This is a genomic window from Marinobacter sp. M1C, assembly GCF_023314135.1.
Taxonomy (GTDB): Bacteria; Pseudomonadota; Gammaproteobacteria; order Pseudomonadales; family Oleiphilaceae; genus Marinobacter.
Window position 1 is genome coordinate 1855790 of the sequence record NZ_CP092289.1, and the last position, 20534, is coordinate 1876323.

General features: G+C 54.4%; 23 protein-coding genes and 1 pseudogene. 2 read left to right on the top strand and 22 right to left on the bottom strand.

Annotated elements, in window-relative coordinates; translation table 11 throughout:
* Nucleotides 1–8 precede the first annotated feature (8 nt).
* The 19 genes and pseudogenes from MIH19_RS08840 to MIH19_RS08930 all read right to left on the bottom strand — a co-directional run bounded on the left by MIH19_RS08840 (nt 9) and on the right by MIH19_RS08930 (nt 16314).
* Complete coding sequence (locus MIH19_RS08840; RefSeq protein WP_249008512.1) at nt 9–1196, bottom strand: alpha-D-ribose 1-methylphosphonate 5-triphosphate diphosphatase; 1188 nt, start codon at nt 1194–1196, stop codon at nt 9–11.
* Nucleotides 1193–1897, bottom strand: coding sequence for a phosphonate C-P lyase system protein PhnL (gene phnL, locus MIH19_RS08845; RefSeq protein ID WP_249008513.1), 705 nt, complete (start codon nt 1895–1897; stop codon nt 1193–1195). The genes MIH19_RS08840 and phnL overlap by 4 nt, the downstream gene beginning before the upstream one ends.
* A gap of 31 nt (nt 1898–1928) precedes the next feature.
* Nucleotides 1929–2738: a phosphonate C-P lyase system protein PhnK gene (gene phnK, locus MIH19_RS08850; protein ID WP_249008514.1), complete on the bottom strand. Its 810-nt coding sequence runs from the start codon at nt 2736–2738 to the stop codon at nt 1929–1931.
* Nucleotides 2735–3664, bottom strand: a complete 930-nt coding sequence (locus tag MIH19_RS08855) for an alpha-D-ribose 1-methylphosphonate 5-phosphate C-P-lyase PhnJ (RefSeq protein ID WP_283164107.1) — start codon at nt 3662–3664, stop codon at nt 2735–2737. The genes phnK and MIH19_RS08855 overlap by 4 nt, the downstream gene beginning before the upstream one ends.
* Nucleotides 3661–4863 carry a carbon-phosphorus lyase complex subunit PhnI gene (locus MIH19_RS08860; protein ID WP_249008515.1) on the bottom strand — a complete coding sequence of 401 codons (1203 nt, stop codon included), beginning with the start codon at nt 4861–4863 and terminating at the stop codon, nt 3661–3663. Before MIH19_RS08860 ends, MIH19_RS08855 begins: the two co-directional genes overlap by 4 nt.
* A gap of 1 nt (nt 4864) precedes the next feature.
* Nucleotides 4865–5518, bottom strand: coding sequence for a phosphonate C-P lyase system protein PhnH (gene phnH, locus MIH19_RS08865; RefSeq protein WP_249008516.1), 654 nt, complete (start codon nt 5516–5518; stop codon nt 4865–4867).
* A gap of 3 nt (nt 5519–5521) precedes the next feature.
* Nucleotides 5522–6022: a phosphonate C-P lyase system protein PhnG gene (gene phnG, locus MIH19_RS08870; protein WP_249008517.1), complete on the bottom strand. Its 501-nt coding sequence runs from the start codon at nt 6020–6022 to the stop codon at nt 5522–5524.
* Between the two features lie 32 nt (nt 6023–6054).
* On the bottom strand, nt 6055–6861 hold the full coding sequence (phnE, locus tag MIH19_RS08875; RefSeq protein WP_249008518.1) for a phosphonate ABC transporter, permease protein PhnE: 807 nt from the start codon (nt 6859–6861) through the stop codon (nt 6055–6057).
* Nucleotides 6862–6950: 89 nt separating this feature from the next.
* Nucleotides 6951–7961, bottom strand: coding sequence for a phosphonate ABC transporter substrate-binding protein (phnD, locus tag MIH19_RS08880; RefSeq protein WP_249008519.1), 1011 nt, complete (start codon nt 7959–7961; stop codon nt 6951–6953).
* A 143-nt stretch (nt 7962–8104) separates the two neighbouring features.
* A pseudogene (phnC, locus tag MIH19_RS08885) lies at nt 8105–8863 on the bottom strand (phosphonate ABC transporter ATP-binding protein); the annotation flags it as partial.
* A 96-nt stretch (nt 8864–8959) separates the two neighbouring features.
* On the bottom strand, nt 8960–9724 hold the full coding sequence (gene phnP / locus MIH19_RS08890; protein WP_249008521.1) for a phosphonate metabolism protein PhnP: 765 nt from the start codon (nt 9722–9724) through the stop codon (nt 8960–8962).
* Between the two features lie 121 nt (nt 9725–9845).
* Nucleotides 9846–11468, bottom strand: a complete 1623-nt coding sequence (locus tag MIH19_RS08895) for a hypothetical protein (protein ID WP_249008522.1) — start codon at nt 11466–11468, stop codon at nt 9846–9848.
* A 146-nt stretch (nt 11469–11614) separates the two neighbouring features.
* A complete protein-coding gene (locus tag MIH19_RS08900; protein WP_249008523.1) occupies nt 11615–11824 on the bottom strand; it encodes a hypothetical protein in 210 nt (69 codons plus the stop codon).
* A 14-nt stretch (nt 11825–11838) separates the two neighbouring features.
* Complete coding sequence (locus MIH19_RS08905) at nt 11839–12717, bottom strand: DMT family transporter (RefSeq protein WP_249008524.1); 879 nt, start codon at nt 12715–12717, stop codon at nt 11839–11841.
* A gap of 145 nt (nt 12718–12862) precedes the next feature.
* Nucleotides 12863–13102, bottom strand: coding sequence for a CDGSH iron-sulfur domain-containing protein (locus tag MIH19_RS08910; protein ID WP_249008968.1), 240 nt, complete (start codon nt 13100–13102; stop codon nt 12863–12865).
* A 43-nt stretch (nt 13103–13145) separates the two neighbouring features.
* Nucleotides 13146–13499: a YkgJ family cysteine cluster protein gene (locus tag MIH19_RS08915; protein WP_249008525.1), complete on the bottom strand. Its 354-nt coding sequence runs from the start codon at nt 13497–13499 to the stop codon at nt 13146–13148.
* 68 nt (nt 13500–13567) lie between these two features.
* Nucleotides 13568–13936 (bottom strand): VOC family protein, encoded by a 369-nt coding sequence (locus MIH19_RS08920; RefSeq protein ID WP_249008526.1) that lies wholly within the window; start codon nt 13934–13936, stop codon nt 13568–13570.
* A gap of 250 nt (nt 13937–14186) precedes the next feature.
* Nucleotides 14187–14699, bottom strand: coding sequence for a hypothetical protein (locus MIH19_RS08925; protein ID WP_249008527.1), 513 nt, complete (start codon nt 14697–14699; stop codon nt 14187–14189).
* 760 nt (nt 14700–15459) lie between these two features.
* On the bottom strand, nt 15460–16314 hold the full coding sequence (locus MIH19_RS08930; RefSeq protein WP_249008528.1) for a mechanosensitive ion channel domain-containing protein: 855 nt from the start codon (nt 16312–16314) through the stop codon (nt 15460–15462).
* A 177-nt stretch (nt 16315–16491) separates the two neighbouring features.
* On the opposite strand from MIH19_RS08930, the gene MIH19_RS22430 reads away from it, so the two are divergent.
* Nucleotides 16492–16614, top strand: a complete 123-nt coding sequence (locus MIH19_RS22430; RefSeq protein WP_283164108.1) for a hypothetical protein — start codon at nt 16492–16494, stop codon at nt 16612–16614.
* Here the strand turns inward: MIH19_RS22430 and MIH19_RS08935 are convergent.
* Nucleotides 16600–16797 carry a hypothetical protein gene (locus MIH19_RS08935; protein WP_249008529.1) on the bottom strand — a complete coding sequence of 66 codons (198 nt, stop codon included), beginning with the start codon at nt 16795–16797 and terminating at the stop codon, nt 16600–16602. The genes MIH19_RS22430 and MIH19_RS08935 overlap by 15 nt on opposite strands.
* A gap of 297 nt (nt 16798–17094) precedes the next feature.
* On the bottom strand, nt 17095–18627 hold the full coding sequence (locus MIH19_RS08940) for a diguanylate cyclase (RefSeq protein WP_249008530.1): 1533 nt from the start codon (nt 18625–18627) through the stop codon (nt 17095–17097).
* 283 nt (nt 18628–18910) lie between these two features.
* Between MIH19_RS08940 and MIH19_RS08945 the strand changes: the two genes are divergently transcribed.
* The gene (locus MIH19_RS08945; RefSeq protein ID WP_249008531.1) at nt 18911–19096 is read left to right on the top strand and encodes a hypothetical protein; all 186 of its coding nucleotides are present in this window, start codon (nt 18911–18913) and stop codon (nt 19094–19096) included.
* A gap of 178 nt (nt 19097–19274) precedes the next feature.
* Here the strand turns inward: MIH19_RS08945 and MIH19_RS08950 are convergent, their stop codons facing one another.
* Complete coding sequence (locus MIH19_RS08950) at nt 19275–20471, bottom strand: alkaline phosphatase (protein ID WP_249018622.1); 1197 nt, start codon at nt 20469–20471, stop codon at nt 19275–19277.
* Nucleotides 20472–20534 lie beyond the last annotated feature (63 nt).

Below are 20534 nucleotides of genomic sequence, written 5' to 3' on the forward strand. Positions count from 1 at the left end.
TTAGCGTTTTAATACACGCGTTTTCCGCTTCGCCAGACGTTTTGAATCACCGGCAGTTGATTTCTGGGTTGCACCAGCACCAGGTCCGCCCGTTTGCCACGTTCGATTACGCCGCGGTCATGGAGGTTGGCGCAGCGCGCGGGGGTGGCAGTGACGGTGGCGATGGCCCGAGCGATGTCATAGTCGTTGTCTTCCATGCTGGCCAGGCGAAATGCCGCGTCCAGCATGCTGGCGGGATAATAGTCGGACGACAGTATGTCGAGCACCCCGGCGGAGGCCAGTTCGGCCGCTGCAATGTTGCCAGAGTGGGAGCCGCCCCGGACAATATTGGGCGCACCCATCAATACCCGCAACCCCTGCTCATGGGAGGCTTTAGCCGCTTCCCGGGTGGTGGGGAATTCCGCAATACGCATACCTAATGCTGCCGACTCTGCAACGTGGTCCAGGGTCGCGTCATCATGGCTGGCCAGCGGGATGCCTCTGGCCTGGCAGATGGCGACTATGGCTTTGCGGTTCCGGTCGCTGTGCAGCAGGGCGGATTCCTTGCGCTTGTGCGTAAAGGTGTCCATTTCAGCATCATTGAGGTTGTGCTTGCCCTGGTAATACTGCCGGTACTTGTCTTCCCGGACGAATTGACGCTGCCCTGGCGTGTGATCCATGACCGAGACAAGCTGGAGCAAGGGGTGATCAACCAAGTCTTCGAACAACTGCAGGGTTTCGCCAAAACTGACTTCGCAGCGCAGGTGCAGCAGGTGATCTGCCCGCAATAGGCCCGCGTCACGTGTTTCTGACAGAGCGTCGACGAGGGTCCTTAGGTGGGTCAGGCGGTTGCTGTCATCAATAATATCACCGACGGACAACGCGTCGAATACCGTGGTTATGCCAGACGATACGATATGGGCGTCGTGGGTGAGCACGGCCGGGTGGCTGGGCCAAATAACGCCCGGCCGTGGCGAAAAGTGCTTTTCAAGATTGTCCGTATGCAGTTCCACCAATCCCGGAATCAGATAGGCTCCCTGGCAATCCTGGGCTTTGGCTGCCCGGGTGTTCCCCCGATCTATAGCACTGATCAAACCATTCCGGACTTTGAGTGTGCCGGTAAATACTTCGTTTTCAGTCACAATACGGGCGTTGGTGAGCAGTAATTCACTGCTTTCAAGCTGCGGCCGTTCCAGTGTCAGGTCCATGGCGCTCATGCTGCTTCCTCTTTTGCGGGGCTGGTCAGAGGTATTCTGCGGTCGGCCAGCTGATCGCGTAGCCCGGCGTCGTGGAAAATTCCTACAATAGCCGCGCCGCGTTCCCGGGCCTGCTGGATAAGCGACACCACAACAGCGCAGTTGTCTGCATCTAAAGACGCCGTGGGTTCGTCCAACAAAAGGATGGGGTAATCAACCACGAAGCCCCGGGCGATATTGACCCGCTGCTGCTCGCCGCCGGAAAAAGTCGAGGGAGCCAGGTGCCAGAGCGTCTTGGGTATGTTCAGTTGGCGCAGCAATCCGGAGGCTTTTTCGCGGCAGGTCTCCCGGTCTACGCCTAGGGCCCTTAGCGGTTCCATCACCACTTCGAGGGTCGATACCCGGGGAATAACCCGCAGGAATTGGCTGACATAGCCCAGGGTTTGCCGCCGGATGGTCAGAATCTGCCTGGGTGTTGCTGTGACCAGGTCGGTAAGCTCGCCCTGGTGCCGAACATGAAGTTGACCGGACTGGGGCTTATAATTGGCGTAAAGCGAACGCAAAAGGGTACTTTTGCCGGACCCGGAGCGCCCATCCAGTACCACGCATTCGCCAGCGTTCACGTTAAAGGACACATCCGTGAGGACAGGGTAGGAAACACCACCCTGATTGTGCAGGGTGAATCGTTTGTTCAGGTCGGTAACCTGGATCATGACTGTCATTGCAGTTCTCCAGTTCGATCACAGTGCGGTGTCACGGGGTCAACACCGAAGACACAAGCAACTGACTGTAAGGGTGTTGTGGGTCATCCAGTATCTGGTCGGTAAGACCCTGCTCAACCACTTTGCCGCCACGCATGACCATGAGCCGGTGGGATAACAATCGGGCGACAGCAAGGTCGTGGGTAACCAGCACAACAGAAAGGCCCAGGTCTACCACCAGGTTGCGCAGCATATCCAGCAGGCGGGCTTGAACTGAAACATCCAGCCCGCCGGTGGGTTCATCCATGAAAACCAGGCGCGGCTGGGTGACCAGGTTGCGGGCAATCTGAAGGCGCTGCTGCATGCCTCCGGAAAACGTGCGGGGCAGGTCATCAATACGGGCGGTATCAATCTCCATTTCTCGCAGCCAGGCCTCCCCTGTTGAACGCAGGTTGCCGTAATGACGTTCACCGATGGCCATCAATCGTTCGCCAATATTGGCGCCGGCGCTTACGCCCATCCGCAGGCCATCCCGGGGGTGCTGGTGAACAATCCCCCAGTCGGTGCGCAGCAAAAGCCGGCGCTGGCTTTCGGTAATTTTGTAGATGTCGAGTTTATCGCCTTGTTTGCCTGTGTACTCAATCTGTCCGGAGTCTGGTGTCAGCATTCCGGACAGGCATTGCAGCAGCGTGGTTTTGCCGGAGCCAGACTCGCCCACTATTCCCAGTACTTCGCCGGGCCAGAGTTCAAAGTCGACGCCATCCACGCCTTTGCCAGGGGCATAGAGTTTGCGCAGATTTTTCACCTTCAGCAGAGGCTCAGCCAAGGCCTCTTGTGTCATGGCCATTGCCGCGTTCGTCATACAGCCTCCTGACGGGCGCCGTTCGCGAAGCGCTGATTGCAATAGTCGGTGTCCGAACAGATGAAAATGCGCCCGCCCTCATCGTCTGTCACCACTTCATCCAGGAAGGAATGGTCCGATCCGCAAAACTCGCAGGTCTGGTCCCAGCCCTGAATCTCGAAGGGGTGATCCTCGAAATCAAGACTTTCAACCCGGGTAAACGGCGGGATAGCGTAGATGCGTTTCTCCCGGCCAGCGCCGAACAGTTGCAGTGCAGGGCTGCCGTGCATCTTGGGATTGTCGAATTTGGGGATGGGCGAAGGGTCCATCACATAGTGGCCGTTGACTTTGACCGGGTAGGCGTAGGTGGTCGCAATGTGGCCGAAACGAGCAATGTCTTCATACAGTTTGACGTGCATCACCCCGTATTCCTGCAGTGCATGCATCTTTCGGGTCTCGGTTTCCCGCGGCTCGATAAAGCGCAGAGGGTCGGGAATCGGTACCTGATAGACCAGTATCTGGCCGTGGCTGAGCGGCGTCTCCGGTATCCGGTGACGGGTCTGGATAACGCTCGCTTCACGGGTAGATTCTGTGGTGGCAACGCCGGCGGTGCGGGCAAAAAAGCGCCTGATGCTGACCGCATTGGTGGTGTCGTCTGCGCCCTGGTCGATCACTTTGAGAACGTCATCCTGACCGATAATAGTGGCCGTGACTTGCATGCCACCGGTGCCCCAGCCATAGGGTAACGGCATCTCGCGTCCGCCGAAGGGTACCTGGTACCCGGGCACCGCCACGGCTTTCAGCAAGCATCGGCGAATCATCCGTTTGGTCTGCTCGTCCAGGTAGGCGAAGTTATAGCCGGTGCTGTTACTTTGGCTGTTACTTTGGCTGTCATTCTGGCCGTCATTCTGGCTAACAGGGTTGTGGTAAAGAGCTGCGTTGGTCATGCCTGTTTCACCTCACGGCGTTGTTCGTTATCCGTGCTCGGCTCATCTTGGTTGCCGGGTTTGGATGTGGTGTTAACTTTTGGGCCCTGGCGGCCTGATTTGCGTTGTTCAAACTCTTTGCGGAGCCGTCGCAGCAGTACCAGCTCAGACTGGAAATCGACGTAGTGGGGTAGCTTCAGATGAGACACGAAACCCGAGGAGTCGAGGTTGTCGCAGTGAGCAAGAACAAACTCCTCGTCTTGCGCCGGCGAAACCACGTCCTCACCCAGCTCCCGCGCCCGCAGTGCGCGATCCACCAGCGCCATCGCCAGTGCCTTGCGCTCGGAATTGCCAAACGCCAGGCCGTAGCCACGGGTGAAGCGTGGTGCCTCGGTTTCAGTGCCGATAAACTGGTTGATCATGTCGCATTCGCTAACCTGAATGTCACCGACAATAACGGAAAAACCCAGTTCTTCCGGTGCGATTTCCACCGCCACTTCGCCCTGGCGGATTTCCCCTGCAAACGGGTGATTGCGGCCGTAACCGCGCTGGGTAGAGTAGGCGAGTGCCAGCAGGAATCCCTCGTCGCCGCGGGCCAGGGCTTGAAGGCGCAGGTCCCGGCCAGCGGGATAGTCCAGTGGTTGGCGGGTAAGATCGGCCGGCGCTTCTGACTCGGCTGAACCGTCGGATTGAGTGCGACCGCTATTGGCCAGCGGGCTTTCAATCAGCCCCTCGCTGTTGAGGAAATCCAGTACCCGCGGGCAGTCTTCTATGGTCTCGTCGCCGGAGGGTGGTGCTGAGGCACGCTCGCCATTGGCCAGCAAGGTAAAATCCAGCAGTCGGTGAGTGTAATCGTAGGTCGGGCCTAACACCTGGCCGCCAGGCAGATCCTTGTAGGCAGCGGAAATCCGGCGCTGGATAGCCATGGTGTTGGTTTCCATTGGCACAGACGCGAGAAAACGCGGCAGAGTCGTGCGATAGGCCCGCAGAAGGAATATGGCTTCAATGGCATCGCCGCTGGCCTGCTTGAGCGCCAGTGCTGCAAGTTCCGGGTCGTAAAGAGAGCCTTCGGCCATCACCCGGTCTACCGCGAGCCCCATTTGCTGGCGAATCTGGGCAACGCTTAGTTCCGGTAGCGAGGTGTCGCCGCGGCGGGTTTCGTCAAGCCAGCTGTGGGCCTGATCGATGGCTTTTTCGCCGCCTTTGACAGCTACGTACATGCTATATCTCCACTCGGGTGGTGCGTGGCAGGCCCATCAGGGCCGTTCCGGCGGTGAACAGAAGGTCAACTCCACAAGGAAATCGACTGCAATTATCGGCCAGCATGCCAGGCCAACGCGGGTCCAGACCGGCGATGCCGACCTTGCGTATGCCATCGATCCCCGGGCCACGCAGAACCCAGGTGCTGGCTGAATCCAGGCTCTCCACCTGCACGATAACCGTGGTGGAGCGGTCTGGGTATTCATGGCTGCCTTGGGCAAATTGGGTCAGATCGCCGTCAAAATCAGTTGATATCAGAGCAAACTCTGCCTGGCCCGGCTCGTCCACAAGGCGACAGCCACAGTGAAAACGCAGCGCGCTCACCAAGGCATCGGTTCTTAGGGCCGGGGCGATCCACAAGGGTGTTTCCGCGTCCAGAAGTGCCAGGCAAAGCTGGTATGAAGCAATGTTTGCGCCTTCAGGCGCTGGGCTTTCCGACACGTTTTGCACGGTTCCGGGCTCAGACAGCGCCGTGAGCGCGCGACGAAAAACCTGTTGTGACTGATGTACCGGATCGTCGAATCCGGCGCAAAGTCCGGCTAGTGAGAATGTTGAGGAGAGAGCTGGTGAGAGCCCCGGCATGGCGAATGGATGAATTTCGTTTGTCGCGGTCATCGGTTAGCTCCCTCTTACCATGGTCATGAAGTTAACTTTGGTTGTGGCGGCTTTGCGAGAGACTTCTTCACGGCGAGCTAGCCACTGCTCGTGCAGTGGCTGTATCAATGCAGGGCCGTGTTTACTGCTGTTTTCGCACATCAGCCCGTCGAACAGTGCCGCCAGTTCAGCGTGGCGCCGGCTGCGGCCAGTAACATAGCCAAAGCCCTGTGCACCACCACCCAGTTCCACCACACATCGGGTGAGCGTTATTTCGCCGAGATTAAAGGGCGAACCTGTGCCTCCGGTGCGGCCACGCAACATGGCCATGCCAATTTCCGGTTTACGCAGGTGGCGGAAAGTCGGTCGGTTTGCCAGGTTCTGCCAGTAAGTCTCCAGATCATTAAGGTCTGCTCTTGCCAATACCGACATCCAATATTGACGATTAGCGACCTCGGACGTGGAATCCGCAGTTTGTGACGAGTTCTGTGAAGAGTCCTGTGAAAAGGCCTGCGCATGGGTCATGGGCCGTTTTCTCCTGTAGATGGGTCAGTTATCTAGATAAAGCGTTTGCGGATCCACTGAGAAGTGATATCCAGTGAGGTCACGACCAGAATAATGATGATCATCACCGCGCAGGTTTGAGCGAACTGGAAGCCGCGCATGCTCTCCCAGAGAATCACGCCGATGCCGCCAGCGCCCACCATGCCCACAACGGTGGCGGAGCGGACATTGGATTCGAATCGATACAGTGAATAGGAAATCCACAACGGCAGAACCTGAGGGATAACGCCATAAATGATTTCCTGCAGACCACTGGCGCCGGTGGCTCGGACACCTTCTACCGGCCCTGGGTCAATGGCCTCCACGGCTTCGGAAAACAGTTTTGCCAGTACCCCGGTGGTGTGGATGAACAACGCCATGACCCCGGCGAACGGTCCCAGCCCCACAGCGACCACAAACAGCATGGCAAAGACCATCTCGTTGATGGCGCGGAACGAATCCATCAGGCGGCGAACCGGCTGGCAGACCCACCAGGGCACCAGATTTTCCGAGGACATGATTCCGAAAGGGATGGCCAGAATGACCGCCATCACGGTGCCCCAGATCGCAATCTGTACGGTGGTGACCATCTCGCTTAGATAGAGCCGCCAATAATGAAAATCGGGCGGGAAAAAATCAGCGGCGAATACGGCCATGTTGTTACCGTCGGCAATCAGAGCCGCCGGATTCATCTCGGCGCCTTCCCAGGCCCAGATCAGGACGGCGCCGGTGATGCCCCAGCCCAGCAAGGCCGCCCAGTTCCGTGAAAGCAGGTTGTTTTGGCCTTCGGGAAGATGTGAGTGTGTTGATGCGCTATGCATGAGAGCTGCCTGTCGCGTTTACGTCTGGAGGTGCCGGGGTCTTCTCTGGCGCGAAAAGGGCTGGCGGTATAAGCCAGCCCTGAGGCTTGTCAGTTGGACTCTTCGCGGGCAGCGTCTAGCGCTGCAAGCCGACGATCCAGACCGGCCAGCTGGGCTTCGATGTCAGCCAGCTTTTCGGTCTTTTCCTGTGCTGAGTAACGGATGTCGTTCTCGATGGCCGCTTTTTGCTTGAACATTTCGAGCTGACGAATGGGGATCAGCTGGTCATTGCTGGAAGCACGGAAGGGCGCCCACTGAAGGTCGGCCAGAATTTTCAATTCTTTTTCGTCGCCGGTAGTGCCGTAGCTCATCAGGAAGTCGTAGACCTTCTGTTTGGTTTGTGCCGGCAAGTTTTTGCGCCAGACCAGCGGGTCAGACGGAATCAGCGGTGATTTCCAGATCACTTTGAGGTTGTCCGCTTTTTCCGGAAACGTGAGCTGCAATCGTGCCATGCTCTCGGTATTGAAGGTGGCCACGTCTACCTGTTTGTTAGCCACGGCCATGGCGTTGGTTTCATGGCTCGAGTTTAGAGTGCGCTTAAAGGCTTCTTTGGGATTGACGCCATTTTTGGCAAAAATGTAGTAGCTGGGAACCAGGAAACCGGAGGTGGAGTTCGGGTCGCCATTACCGAACGTAAGGTCTTTGGCGTTGGCCAGAACATCCGCGACCGTATTCAGGTGGGTACTGTCTTTGTGAACGATCATCAGGCTCCAGTAGCCTGGTGAGCCGTCTGCTGCAACGGTCTGGGCCATAATTTCACCACCGGCACGGTCCACAGCTTCCATGGCCGACTTGTTGCCGTACCAGGCAATGTCGACCTTGTCGAAGCGCATTGCCTGGATGATGCCGGCATAATCCGGTGCAAAGAAACCTTTCACCTCCATGTCCAGCTTTGCAGACATGTCTTCAAGAAAAGGTTCCCAGACGCCTTTCAGATTGCTGGAAGATTCGGTCGAAATGATGCCAAAATTGAGGGTATTCAGTTCCTCTGCCTGCAGGCCAGCGGCGCCCACTGTGACGGCTGCCGCCAGGGTCATGCGGCCTATCCATTGTTTGAACATAATTGTTTCCTTTGGCTTTTAAGTGTTGGTGAAAATACAGGGCCGTTTTCCAGTCAGCCGGCGGCTGCCAGAGCAAACCCTTTGGCGGGTGTGGGGATTTTTCGGTTCTTGACCGGTTCGCCGTCGATGTCGAAAGAGGTGGTGCCGTAAATACTGGCCAGCACCGCGGGAGTCAGATTCGCGGATGGGCCGTCGTACACTATTTCGCCAGCCTTCAGTGCTACCGCTCGGTGGCAAAATTCGCGGGCATAATCGACTTGATGAAGTGTGACCACAACGGTGCGTCCGTCCTGGTCATTAATGTCGGCAAGAATTTCCATGACCCGGCGGGCCGATTCAGGATCCAGCGAAGCGATGGGTTCGTCGGCAAGAATCACTTCGGCTTTCTGAGTAAGTGTGCGGGCGATGGCAACCCGTTGCTGCTGGCCACCAGACAGGCAGGATGCCCGCTGGGTTGCCCACAGATCCATTCCGACGCGGTTCAGGCATTTTAGGGCCAGGGCTCTTTCTTCAGCATTGAAAAAACCGAGGCATCCACGCCAACCGGGCACGCGGCCCAAGGCGCCGGTGAGCACATTGGTCATTACCTTCATGCGGCCCACAAGGTTGAACTGCTGGAAGATATAGCCTATTCGCGCCCGCGTTCTTCGGACGTCCGGTGACAGCCGTCCGTTGCATTGCACGACTTGTCCCAGTACGCGAATTTCGCCGCTGTCTTCATCGCCGCAGCTCAGCCCGGCCAGGTGCCGAAGGAGCGTGGACTTGCCAGAACCGGAGGGGCCGATAAGGGCCACCATCTCGCCGGATTCAATGGAAAGGTTGATGTTCTTGAGGGCTTTATCCTTGCGTTTGTTTTTGCCAAACGTCTTTGATAAACCTTGAACCTGAATTTCGGGATCCATAGATCGCCTATCCTGTCGTGTTTCCAACGTGTGCAGGTAGTGTCTCTGGCGGCTGTGACGATTCGATGTCGTTTAGATGACAGGTAGTTGAAGGTTTTAAGACGGGAGTGTGAAATCTACCCGGTCCCCATCCTGGGCAACCTTTATACGATTCGGCAAGTTCGGATTCGTGCTCTGGCGCCAGCTATCCACCTCGTGGCTGATGTGGATGAGCCATGCGCGGTCTGGATTTACAGCTTCAATGCAATCCAGGGCCATGGTCCAGTCGTTATGGCCTTTCGGCTGATCAGACGGCGGGAAGGAACAGTCTATTGCCAGCCCATCAGGCTTCATTGTTTGTAAAAAGTGCTGGGTGTCATGGGGTAGGCCGCGGGTATCGGTCAAATAGGCAAACGTGGGCCCACCGGTAACTTCGAAGACGTAGCCAAAGGTGGGCTTTGAGTGAATCAGCGGCACAGGTGTGACCTTTAACCCCCCGACTCCAAACGCAGAGAACGCTTTTTGGGGGTTGAAATCGAGTATGCCAGGATGGCGGAACAGATCGCCGCAGCCGTCAGGGTCAGGCGGCATGAACACGGGGATACTTGGCCCCTTGCCCCAGCGCAGGTGAAACAGCCCCTGAACATGGTCAGGGTGAAAATGCGTCAGCACAATGGCGTCCAACTCGCCGGGAGCAAAGCGTTTGTGCAGATCCATCAGGCCGCCATCAATCAGAATGCGGGTGGTTCCGGATTCGATCAGGGCGGAGCAGGGCTCGCGCGCAAAGGCTGCATTCATTTTGGCGACGGAACAGGCCGCGCAACGACAGCCGTAAAGTGGTACGCCACCGGCTGCGCCCGTTCCTAAAAAGGTTATCCGCATCGGATGCTCCCGGAAGGGTCAGGGCCCGGACAGGCCTCATGGTTTCCAGACCATAGAATAAGTGGTGATGATAACCCTTCAGAGTTAAACAAATGTGACAGTCAGAAACAGGTGTCCCTATTTACGGTTGCTCACCACTTTCCACGGACGCCACTTCAGTTTTTACGAGCGCGCGGCCAAATTCTCTAAGCATGAAAGGGCGGAAGCTTGCCATGCTGGGGCCATCCTGATTCAAGTCCGGTTTTGCACCCGTTTGAAACCCGGGTAATCCTCCGCCGTTGTCTCCGATCGCAAGGAATGGCGCAAGTAATGCCGGATTGCCGCTGATCACGTGAACAATAACGTCCCGGCTGGCGCCTTCGCCGGTCACCAGTGGTGCCGGCTGGTGATCGCCTAACAGCACCAGCAGGGTATTCTCATCCACATGGCGCGTTGCATAGCCTGTTGCCACGTTCAACGCGTAATCGATAGCCAGGGCGTAGTGTTCACGAACTCGATTAGGCTCTCGCCACAGGCTGGCAGGTGTTTCGCCAGCGCCTTTCCATTGATTGAACGCCGTGCCGTTGCCAACGCTGTCCCAATCGTCCAGCACCGGTAAAATAGGCACCCAGGGAGCATGGCTGCTAATCAGAGCCACTTCTGCAAACATCGGCCCAGCAGCTTGTTCACGAACGCTCTGCTGAAACCAGGACCAAGTGTACTGATCCGGCATAGTCACCCAGTTAAACGGGGGCCCCTGGTAATCCATGGTGGTGGATTCGTAAATACGGTTGTAGCCAAAGGCCTGACCTTCTGGCCAGTCTTGGGTAATAGCCGGCATCACCGCGACGGTATCGTGGCCGGTTTCCGCCATATCGTCTATCAGTGTGGGGTAGTGGCTGGCTAGCAAAATCTCGTAGTCCAGCTGGGTATCAATCCACTGACCGCTTAATAGCGTGGCGTGCGCCAGCCAGGATTGCCCACCTTGCACCGGTGAACGCAAACGGCCAGACACCATATGCAGGCCCGCTGCGCTAACGGCGGCTTCCATTTTGTCGAGACGGGGCCCGATAAGGTGTTTAAAGCGGTCGTCTGCGAGGCTGGAGATACCGTAGGATTCGATAAACCCAAAAATCACATCGATGCTGGCCAGGCCGGGCAGCGCCACAGGCTTTCCTGCCGCCGGATCGTTCGCCAAACTCTGGCTGAACTCAGCCGTTGACCGACGGGTGTCGATAGCCAGCTGTATCTGGTGGGTTGCTAGCTGCGCAGCGCTAAGGCTTACCACCGACTGCGGCACAAATGACACCGCCACCACCAGCAAACCGGTGGCAAAAGCCGCTTTGCCAAAATTAGAGTGCAGGCCTCCGGCAAGGCGACTCAGCAGTTTGCCTACCCACAACGCCAATCCGCAAAATGCCAGTAGCAAACCCAGTAGTATCAGCAATGAAAGGCCAGTGCCGAGGTTACTTAGCATCAGATCGACCACAGAACCGACCACTCCCAGTTCCAGATAAAGGTTGAGTCCCCGCCCAAGACTTTGGCGAATCAGCAAATCGCTCAGCGTAAATAACGCCAACACGGCGTACAGCGTACCCACCACGCCGGCCAGCACCCGGCTAAATAAAGAGGGCGATAACAGGCTAAACACCGCACATACCATTAGCGCCTCGGCGGCAACCCAGGGAATCCATGGGTAGCGCGGCAACAGTAACGCCAGCAACAAACCATTAAACAGCAACAACGTGAGCGCAAAACGCTTCAAAAGGGGACTTCCTTTAAGAAAGGGCGCCCGCTGGTGGGGTGCCCTGTTTCGATATCGATAAAAAACAGATACGCATGAGGCGGGGTTTTCGGATTGCTAAGTGTGTGAAATGTCGTTCAAGTATTTAGCCGCATGGCACATAGCCATTAGCTAACTGTACGATACTGCAAAATAAGACCAACAATTTCATGATCACTTTTCGATGATGCTAGAGAATCATTCAGAGACGTTCTCTGGGGCAAGTGAATGTTGAATTTAGAACGTAAAATATTTTCCACTTGGCCATCAACAGCTGGGTCAAAGTCTTTGCCAACATAAATACGAATGCGCTGATAAATAAATTCTTTATTGGCCATTATAATCATTTCTGTTATTTAGCATTAAAGTGTTTTCCAATATCTTGTTGGGTAACCTGAGCAGGATGTTTTCGAATAATGACCAGCGCGATTCCGCCGAGAATGGCAGCGGAAGCCAACGCCAATCGCAAGGTGATGGATTCGTCCAAAAAAACAATGCCGCCTGCGGCTGCAATCACGGGAACACTGAGCTGTATGATAGCTGCGTTCGTGGCTTTTAGCATGGGCATTACCATGTACCATACAACATACCCTAGCCCGGACGTGAGCGCACCTGAGGTAATTGCGTACCAGATGCCCGCAACATCCAAAGAAAGCCGGCTTACCATGAAAATGCTTAAAACGACCGTAAAGACAAGGGCGCGCGTAAAGTTCCCGGCGCTTATGCGAACGGGATCGCCTGCGCCTCTGCCGCGCAGAGAATAAACACCCCAGAAAACTCCGGCTGCCAACATCAACAGGGAACTGGTCAATGGCGGTGTTGTTGATAAACCAGGCAGAAACAACACCAATAGCCCGCCAAAAGCGAGCGCAAGGCCGGCTAATTGCAGCTTGAATAGGCGTTCTCCTACCCACAAACCGTAAACAATCATGGTGACTTGAACTGCGCCGAACAACAGCAGTGCGCCCGTGGCCGTGGGCAAGCTCACATAGGCAAATGAAAAGCCCGCCGCGTAGGCAAATAAAGCCGCCGCAGACCACCAGCTTCCGCTGCCGCCGCTGGGCCGGTTGCTGATCCCCACGGCCAGCAACAGAACAATCGCTCCGGAAATTAAACGGATCGTCGTGAAGCTCGCAGCATCAATATCCGTGTGTTTCAAGGCCATCCGGGCCAGTACCGAATTGCTCGCAAAGGCAATCATGGCGAGGGTTGTCAGAATGATTATTCGCATAAGAAACGCTCTATCTGACTGCTCGTTGCCACCACGTCAGCCTGTCTGTTACTCAAATAAGGAGCATTTTCTTGCTGACGAAAAGGCACGGCGCGCCAACGAGTATGTGCTCCGGCGAGCGCCGCGAACGAGTTTGATGGGATTATTATATCTGCTTGTGGCTACCATCACACAGTGGCTGTGATGCTGTTAATTTGCAGCCGCAAAAAAATACTTTTTTAGTTTCTGACGCCGCGTATTTCACGGGTTTAAAATCTGAGCCACTATGAGAGCCGTCGCAAAAAGGCTGTTTTGCGCTTTTACCACAAGCACACCAAAAGTAATTTTTACCAGATTCCACTTCCACTGCGTAAGGCGTATCAGATGCCCGAATGGCTTTTGTCATCATTATTCTCTCTCAATCATCGAATGAACACAGCGCAGACAGTTTACACCAATACCTGCCGCGTATTAGCAATGTAGTGATGGATCTGGCGCTCAACTTTGGCTCCAATCATGACGTCGGGGCGACGACCGTTAGGGCAGGGCATACTGGGGGTTGTGCCAAACAACCGGCAGATTAAAGGGCGCTCCCCGTAAACTGTGCAGCCATTGGGGCCAAGGTGCACACAGCTAAGGTCACCTAATGCGGTTTCATGTTCAGCGTCAGTTTTTACAGGCAGGCGCGATATTTCTTCCGAAGACGTCGTTACCGGCCCGCAACAATCGTGACAACCCGCCACACACTCGAACGATGGGATCTGCTCGCGCAGACGCGCAATAATATCTCGATTTTTATACATCTATACCCGCCATTTACCCAAACATAAACTGTGTTTCAAAAACCTGCTGTGGTTCAAAAAAATCCATTCTATCGATGTAGCGCGCAGATTTTGTTGCCCGAGGGATCTCTTAAGTAGGCAATGTATAAGTTGGCTGCCCCGCGAAGGCCGGGTGGGTTTTCGCATGACGTACCACCATTAGCAGTGCCGGCGGAGTGCCAGGCATCAACGGTTGCGGAATTTTCTGCAGAAAAGCCGATGGTGGTGCCGTTACCATGGCAAGCGGGCGCGCCATCAATGGGCTTCCCAATCGCAAAGGTGCCGCTGTTCGTTCTATAAAAGCAGCGCCCTTTGTCATCCACCAGGCCGGGCTCGTACCCTAGAGCACCAAGAATTGCATCGTAAAAAATCTTTGATTCCTGAACGTCGTTTGCACCAACCATAATGTGACTGAACATACTAACTCCCGTATAAAATGCGAATGGACTGTGTTGCCCAGAGCTGAGGTATTGTCGAGGGAAAGCGAAGACGTAACAAGCCAAGATTCATTTGCCGCTATAACGGGCACTATGGCGCGCGAGTCAATATTTTTTTAAAAGGAGGCAAAGACAGGAAACGAGGTTAGCGAGGCACTTGATCAGTACAGCCGAATATAGCCGCTTGTCACAGGCTCCGTTAGACGGAGCCTGTGTTCCTCGAATTTCAGATTCAGAAGTTAAAGCCAATACCGGCGCTGTACGCCCACGCGCCATCGTCGAAGTTATCGTTGGCTTCGCTCGCGCTATCAAAGAATACTTGATATTCCGCCTGAACTGTAATGAAGGTTTTTGGCTTTACGTAGTATTTCACGCCGGCTTCCGGTCCAGCAAAGAAGGTTTCATCGACACCGTCTCCGTAAATACCGCCAATGTTTGCACCAACAAATGGCTGCCATTTTCCCGCATTAAAATGATAGTCGGAAAACACCCGGGTTGCACCGCTCCAACTTGAATCATTCTCGCTATCCGCAAAGCCAACACTTTGGCGGAGACCAAAAGCTGTGCTGTCAGAGTAAAATTTACCCAGATCAAAGCTGACACTGGTTGTATTGTTATCAAAGCCCGAATCGCTTGCTCCTGAACCGGTAAGAGTAAAAAGCCGATCACCGGCCTCAGGTTCAGCTAATGCTAACGCCGGCGATACGGCCAGACACAGAACAGCCACAGAATTTTTCCATTGCATAGCGCTTACTCCTGCATGATTCGGCAGCATATGACCAAGATGGTGAGCTGCCGAATGTTAACGAACACTACGAGCTTAGAGCAGACTCGCACAGTTGGTAATCGCCCAGCAGATTTTGTAATATCCAGCACGGATGTGTGTCACAAATATACATATTAAAATTTGCAATGAATCGACGCATTTCGACTCTCGCCAAGCATTTACTTTGAGGCTTAAAAAGCTTTTACTTGCAGCATCTTTAATTATTTGTTTTTATGGATTTTTTCAGAGTTTTTGATATTTTTTTTAAGGTCTAGTGACAAAAAAAGCGACGTATTATTATGAGGTTATAAACAGGTCTTATGGTAATTTCTAGAGTATGTTATGGATCACTTTCAGGGTGAGCAGGAGGTAATGTCAATGAAAAAGATGAACAAGAATTAATAAAAAGACACGATTATTCAATAAATACACCTAGAATTTAAGGTCCATTCAAGACCTTTCTCATGCATGCTTAATACATCAATTCCGTATATCGTTTTGACGCATGGGCATTGCGTCAATTTTCAGAAATAGTGCCTTTAAGTCCACACTGTTGTCGCTCTGAACGTTATCAACAACGATAACCCTGTTCTTCCACTGTAAGCCGGTTGAGTCAGTAACCTTAGATAGCTCCTTAACCCCTGCGTTACCCCGTGCGCTGTGCATAGTGATCACTGATTTCTTGAAGTCATAACGTTGTAAGTATGCCCTTATGCTGAGTACCAACCCTGAATCTGAGTCAGGACTTTTTGGCGGAATAATCCTTGCCCGTGAACACCTCTGAAAGAATTGCCTGTTCAATGTAACTACGCTGCCCGGATTTAGTGGGCAGGCGAACGGTAAGGTGAATTTCGCTGGCCACTGGAACCTGAATGGTCACCCTGGGGTCCACGGAGGGCACTTCCAGGCTCCGCTTTGCGCCAACTTTATTCATGTATTTGCGCACCGACTCCAAATAAGGCTCGCAATGGCGATTGGCGGCAGCCAGTAACGCTATTTGGGCGGCGTGCCAGTCGTCTTCCCGCTTAAAAGGCACAACGAAAACGTGGAAATCCCAGTGGTCTGTAAAGCTCTCGTTAATGACCGGCTCAGACACGAACAGCGAGTTGGGTATTATAATCATCCGCCCGGTACGCTGTTGAGCTGTTTTGCCGGGGCCCACTTCAAGGACTGTCGTTGCCAAGAGGGTCTGATCGATGACATCACCCCTAAAATCTTTAATCTGGATGCGGTCGCCCAAATTGAAAGAGCCGGCTCCCCCTTTTAATATTGAGCCGGAAACACACATGATCAACTCTTTGGTGGCAACCACAAAAGCGACGGCGATCGCGACGATAGACAGGGCCAGAGATCGGATCTGGTCGCCCCATATTAGCGCCAGACCCAGTAATCCCAATAACAGGAAACCATTGCGAAAGTTCATCAGTAACCGGCCCCGCAACTCCGACGACGTGACGTGTCGACGAATAAAGCGAGCGGTCAGCGTCCGCAGAATAACGATGGCCAGTAACAACAATCCAGTGCTGATCAGCAGGCGCCAAATCGCGTCTGGCAACGAAAAATTCTGAGGCATCAGCGCCATAGTTTCGAGCATATTTTGGTCTCATGACAAGTAATTCAAAGGGGTATTGTCGGGGCAAAGCAAGGGCGTAACAAGCCGAGATTCACTCCCCGCTCTGCCCCTGTTATCGTCAGATCTTCAACATCGAAACCGAAGCGCGATATGACGCAGAGTTTTATACCGTAGCCGAGGTGCCACCCCTGGCTGCAGGTGAATTTAATCACCACTTTTGCCGCGGACCCAGCCACCGCCAGCAGTATTTTTCTGATCACCTTTACCAACATCATTGGCATGGCCCTGATGCGGTTCCTGGCAACCTTACTGGTGCTGTGAACAGGCTGCATTCACAGGGTAGTGCCAAATCCGGGCTACCTGGTCGGCATAGTCTTTCCAGCACAACGACTTTTCTGAACGCAGGCGCTGTTTCAGTTTTTCCAGTGTATCAGGTTGCCCTACCACCGAGGCAGGCAGGTACACCAGGCTCTGCAATAGCTGCTGGCGAGTACTCGCCAGCAAATTGTAATCCGACTTAGCATGCGGCGTTAGGCTCGCAGGAGCCACCGGAACGTTTTACCGTACAGAGCGCGAATACCAAAGCGGCGGTTTCGGCAATCCAGACAAACATCCCTATGTCTGGGCGGTGGCTTTACTGGTCGACGGTCTGTGGGCGCGTGTGCACAACACCCGTGACCAGGGCCGGGAATGGAGTAATCTGGGCCGGCTGGAAATATGGTTGCGCGAGCAGGGCATCTCGCGGTGGCAGGTTGTTAATGATTTAGAGGAAGTAGGCGGCAAAAGGATAGGTGACGCTTATTACACGCCACCGAAATAACCTTTATCCAATACCTTATTACGCCCGGTTTCCTTGGCTTCGTAAAGTGCATCATCTGCTTGTTGTATCAGCACTGCAGGTGACATTTTTCTGGTGGGAATCAGACTACAAACTCCGGCGCTGACGGTGATCACCGGCGCCACATCCGAGAGCTCATGAACAATGCCAAGCGCCTGAATAGCGACCCGACAGGCCTCCGCAACCGCGGCCGCATTTTGGGTGTCCGGCAGCACCAGAGCGAACTCCTCACCGCCGTAACGTGCCGCCAGGTCGGTAGGCCTCTGTACTACCTGTTCCAATGCTTGCGCAACCTGTTTCAGACACTGGTCACCGAGCGGATGACCATATGCATCATTAAATGCCTTGAAGTAATCTATATCCAACATAACCATCGAAATTGGCTGACTTTGGCGTAAAGCCCTTGACCATTCCTGCTCAAGGTAAAGGTCAAAATGCCGGCGATTGGCAAGCCCCGTGAGGGCATCGGTCAGGGAAATCTTTTCTAGTTCGCGCTTGGTTTGGTTTAGTTCGGCGTTCTGTCGCAGGCTTCGTACCGCAAAGAACACCAGCAATACGATGAAAGAAAATCCGAATCCAATGACTAATAAAGGCAGATAGCCCCGTCTGGCACTCACAAACGTCGCCCCGGGCATGGCTTGAACCACCCAGTTTCGGCCCGCGACGGGCGCGAGAGGTATTTCGTGAATCAGGCTTCTGAGCCAGCGCTCATCGCTGGAGCGGCCAGTGCTGTATATCACGTCCTGGGCGCCATCGGTGCGATCCACAATCTGAACCAGAATGTTGCTGTCAATCGCCGTCGGAATCGACTGTTTAACCAGTTCACCGATCCGAAACACGCCGTTCATAAAACCATAATTGCGCGCCGCCCGGTCCTCTGGAGTGGTGTCGGAGGCCCCGCTGTACAAAGGTGCGAAAACCAGCAAGCCGTTTTGATTGTCCTGCTCCTGCAACAGCTCTATGGCAGCCGTCGAGACCATTTCCCCGGTCTCCCTCGCGGCCAACAGCGCCGTCCGCCGCTTGCTCTCGCTCGACAAGTCAAAGCCGATAGCTGCCCGATTATCCGCTATTGGTTCGATGAACTGCACAGGAACGAGCCAGGGCGGCGCTTCCGCTGGCAGTGCGCCTGCCGCTGCCGGAATCTCAGACAACACAAACCCGGGATACCAGTTCTGCTGCCGTTGCTCGAACCCAGCCCGGTCTTCCTGACTGACAACCGGCGACCAGGCAATCGCCTTGATGGCCGGAGAGCGCTCAAGTACTTGCCGGGTCAGCTTTTCAAAAAGCTTTGCATTCATCTCTGGCATCATGCCCACAGAGGCCTTCAAGGCGAACAGAATTTCAAGATTCAGCTGCACTTCACGCTCAAAGGCGGTCGCAAGCAGAGTAACATCTGCACGAAACTTTGCGGTGATGCTTTTGTTTTCTTCCAGATACAGGCTACGGCTAAGGGCGGCACAAAACCCCAAACCAATCAACGCTAGTAAAATCACCATTAGTGAGGGGTGCCGCTTCATAGAGTCCGAATCGCTATCCCATTCACTGTAGGGGCTAGATCATTCCTTGTTGTATTCAAAAAAAACCTCCATTCCCTTGTGAATTCGGCAGGTAGGCCCGCTTCGGCGACCACATAAATTAGAATGTTAGCAAATGTAACCAGGCGGAACACGGTGTTATTGAGTTGGTTAACAGATCCTCACTAACCGCTTGCGATCTGGCACCATGGGCCTAGGATAAAGGTAATCAGAGAAGGTATCTCACTGTGTGGAGGAAAGGGATATGAAATGGATTATCTTGATCATTATTGGCGCTGTTGTGGCCTTCTGGCTTTTTCGGGGCCGCGGTAGTAATCGCATTGAAGATCCTGAGGTGAAAATATTCGAGGAAAAGGATTACTACCTCACATCCGATGACAACTCATCCGATGAAAAGCCATCCTCTGGTGATAGTAACCCGCGTCACTGAGTTGTTGTAGGAGTGCACCCAACAATCCCAATAATTAGAAACTGTCTAAAAATTTCATCATTAACTGGCCTCGCAACTCCAACGACGCGACCTGCCGACGAATAAAACAGGCGGTCAGCGCCCGCAAGATAGACAGCCCCCGACACTCGTCGGGGGCTGTCAGGTCGTCAGGCGGGTGTCAGTCTTCTAGCGCTTCAATCGCGCGCTGACCCACTTCGAAGCCGGTTTCGGCGTTGACGATGCGAGCCAGATTGGCAGGCGTTTGCTGGTCTTTATCCAGCGCGTCGAACTGGCTATAGAAGATATCGCCATAGGAGGACTTCTGTTCGTACAGTGTGTCCAGGGTCGCCACGTCGCCGAAGTTAAAGGCGGGCTTGAACTGCTGATCTTTGAACACATTGCCTGGCAGGTCACGTCCGTGGGGTAGGTCGTTGGCAGAGTAGCTGAAACCAAAACCACCGGTTTCGTGATCGGCGGTCACCACAATCAGGGTGTCATCACGGCCTTCAGCCCAGCCCAGCACGTAATTCAGTGTTTCGTTTATCCGCAGCATTTCGTGCAGCATGGTGCCGGTGTCATTGTAATGCGCGGCCCAGTCAATTTGCCCGGCTTCGATCATCAGGAAGAAACCTTTGTCGTTCTGGGACAGCGAGTCAATCGCCTTTGCTGACATTTCTTTCAGTGTCGGTATGGTGCGGGCGGGGTCGTCCTTGGTCTGGGTTTCGGTGATGCCGTTGGGCAACGCCGAGTAGGCAAACAGGCCGAGGATTTTGCCATCGGCTTGTGCCAGCTGCGAGCGGTTGAACGCAAGGTCGTAGTTCTTCTGCTGCGCTTCGGTGATCAGGTTACGATCGTCTTTACGCTTTGACTTGATGCGCACGCTGCCTTCCGACAAGGTTTCCAGCTCTTGACGCGCGGCTGACTGTTCGTCATTGGCAGATTCCGGAATCCAGTAACGCAGGCCGTCTGACAACATAACGTCCACGTTGTTGTTCAGCAGATCGACCGCAATTTCATTTTCGAGGCTGCGATGGCTCTGGTGGGCAGCGAAACCAGCCGGGGTCGCATGGGTAATGCGGGTGTCAGATACCAGCCCGGTGGATTTGCCAAGTTTTTTGGCTTTTTCCAGAATGCTTTCCGCGCTGTTACCGTCTTTATCTGTGCCAATCATCTCGGCGCAGGCCAACTGACCGGTTGCCAGTTGCGTGGCGGAAGCGGCGGAATCCACCACCAGGTTGTTGTTGGCGTGGGTCATGGAAAGGCCCATGCGGCTGTTGGCGGCGATCCAGTCAAAGGCCGTGGTGCCGTCGGTGATCACCGAATTTGGCGCCTGCTTGGCGTACGCCAGTAGCAGACCGATTTGTTGTGGGCCCATACCGTCGCCAATGATCATGATGACGTTTTTGGCCTTTTTCGGTGGGTGTCGTTATATTCACAA

What these genes read in the sequence shown, in the direction of transcription:
- MIH19_RS08840 (WP_249008512.1), bottom strand. Translation starts at nt 1,196, where the DNA reads ATGAGCGCCATGGACCTGACACTGGAACGGCCGCAGCTTGAAAGCAGT.
- phnL (WP_249008513.1), bottom strand. Translation starts at nt 1,897, where the DNA reads ATGACAGTCATGATCCAGGTTACCGACCTGAACAAACGATTCACCCTG.
- phnK (WP_249008514.1), bottom strand. Translation starts at nt 2,738, where the DNA reads ATGACGAACGCGGCAATGGCCATGACACAAGAGGCCTTGGCTGAGCCT.
- MIH19_RS08855 (WP_283164107.1), bottom strand. Translation starts at nt 3,664, where the DNA reads ATGACCAACGCAGCTCTTTACCACAACCCTGTTAGCCAGAATGACGGC.
- MIH19_RS08860 (WP_249008515.1), bottom strand. Translation starts at nt 4,863, where the DNA reads ATGTACGTAGCTGTCAAAGGCGGCGAAAAAGCCATCGATCAGGCCCAC.
- phnH (WP_249008516.1), bottom strand. Translation starts at nt 5,518, where the DNA reads ATGACCGCGACAAACGAAATTCATCCATTCGCCATGCCGGGGCTCTCA.
- phnG (WP_249008517.1), bottom strand. Translation starts at nt 6,022, where the DNA reads ATGACCCATGCGCAGGCCTTTTCACAGGACTCTTCACAGAACTCGTCA.
- phnE (WP_249008518.1), bottom strand. Translation starts at nt 6,861, where the DNA reads ATGCATAGCGCATCAACACACTCACATCTTCCCGAAGGCCAAAACAAC.
- phnD (WP_249008519.1), bottom strand. Translation starts at nt 7,961, where the DNA reads ATGTTCAAACAATGGATAGGCCGCATGACCCTGGCGGCAGCCGTCACA.
- phnP (WP_249008521.1), bottom strand. Translation starts at nt 9,724, where the DNA reads ATGCGGATAACCTTTTTAGGAACGGGCGCAGCCGGTGGCGTACCACTT.
- MIH19_RS08900 (WP_249008523.1), bottom strand. Translation starts at nt 11,824, where the DNA reads ATGGCCAATAAAGAATTTATTTATCAGCGCATTCGTATTTATGTTGGC.
- MIH19_RS08905 (WP_249008524.1), bottom strand. Translation starts at nt 12,717, where the DNA reads ATGCGAATAATCATTCTGACAACCCTCGCCATGATTGCCTTTGCGAGC.
- MIH19_RS08910 (WP_249008968.1), bottom strand. Translation starts at nt 13,102, where the DNA reads ATGACAAAAGCCATTCGGGCATCTGATACGCCTTACGCAGTGGAAGTG.
- MIH19_RS08915 (WP_249008525.1), bottom strand. Translation starts at nt 13,499, where the DNA reads ATGTATAAAAATCGAGATATTATTGCGCGTCTGCGCGAGCAGATCCCA.
- MIH19_RS08920 (WP_249008526.1), bottom strand. Translation starts at nt 13,936, where the DNA reads ATGTTCAGTCACATTATGGTTGGTGCAAACGACGTTCAGGAATCAAAG.
- MIH19_RS08925 (WP_249008527.1), bottom strand. Translation starts at nt 14,699, where the DNA reads ATGCAATGGAAAAATTCTGTGGCTGTTCTGTGTCTGGCCGTATCGCCG.
- MIH19_RS08930 (WP_249008528.1), bottom strand. Translation starts at nt 16,314, where the DNA reads ATGCTCGAAACTATGGCGCTGATGCCTCAGAATTTTTCGTTGCCAGAC.
- MIH19_RS08940 (WP_249008530.1), bottom strand. Translation starts at nt 18,627, where the DNA reads ATGGTGATTTTACTAGCGTTGATTGGTTTGGGGTTTTGTGCCGCCCTT.
- MIH19_RS08945 (WP_249008531.1), top strand. Translation starts at nt 18,911, where the DNA reads ATGAAATGGATTATCTTGATCATTATTGGCGCTGTTGTGGCCTTCTGG.
- MIH19_RS08950 (WP_249018622.1), bottom strand. Translation starts at nt 20,471, where the DNA reads ATGGGCCCACAACAAATCGGTCTGCTACTGGCGTACGCCAAGCAGGCG.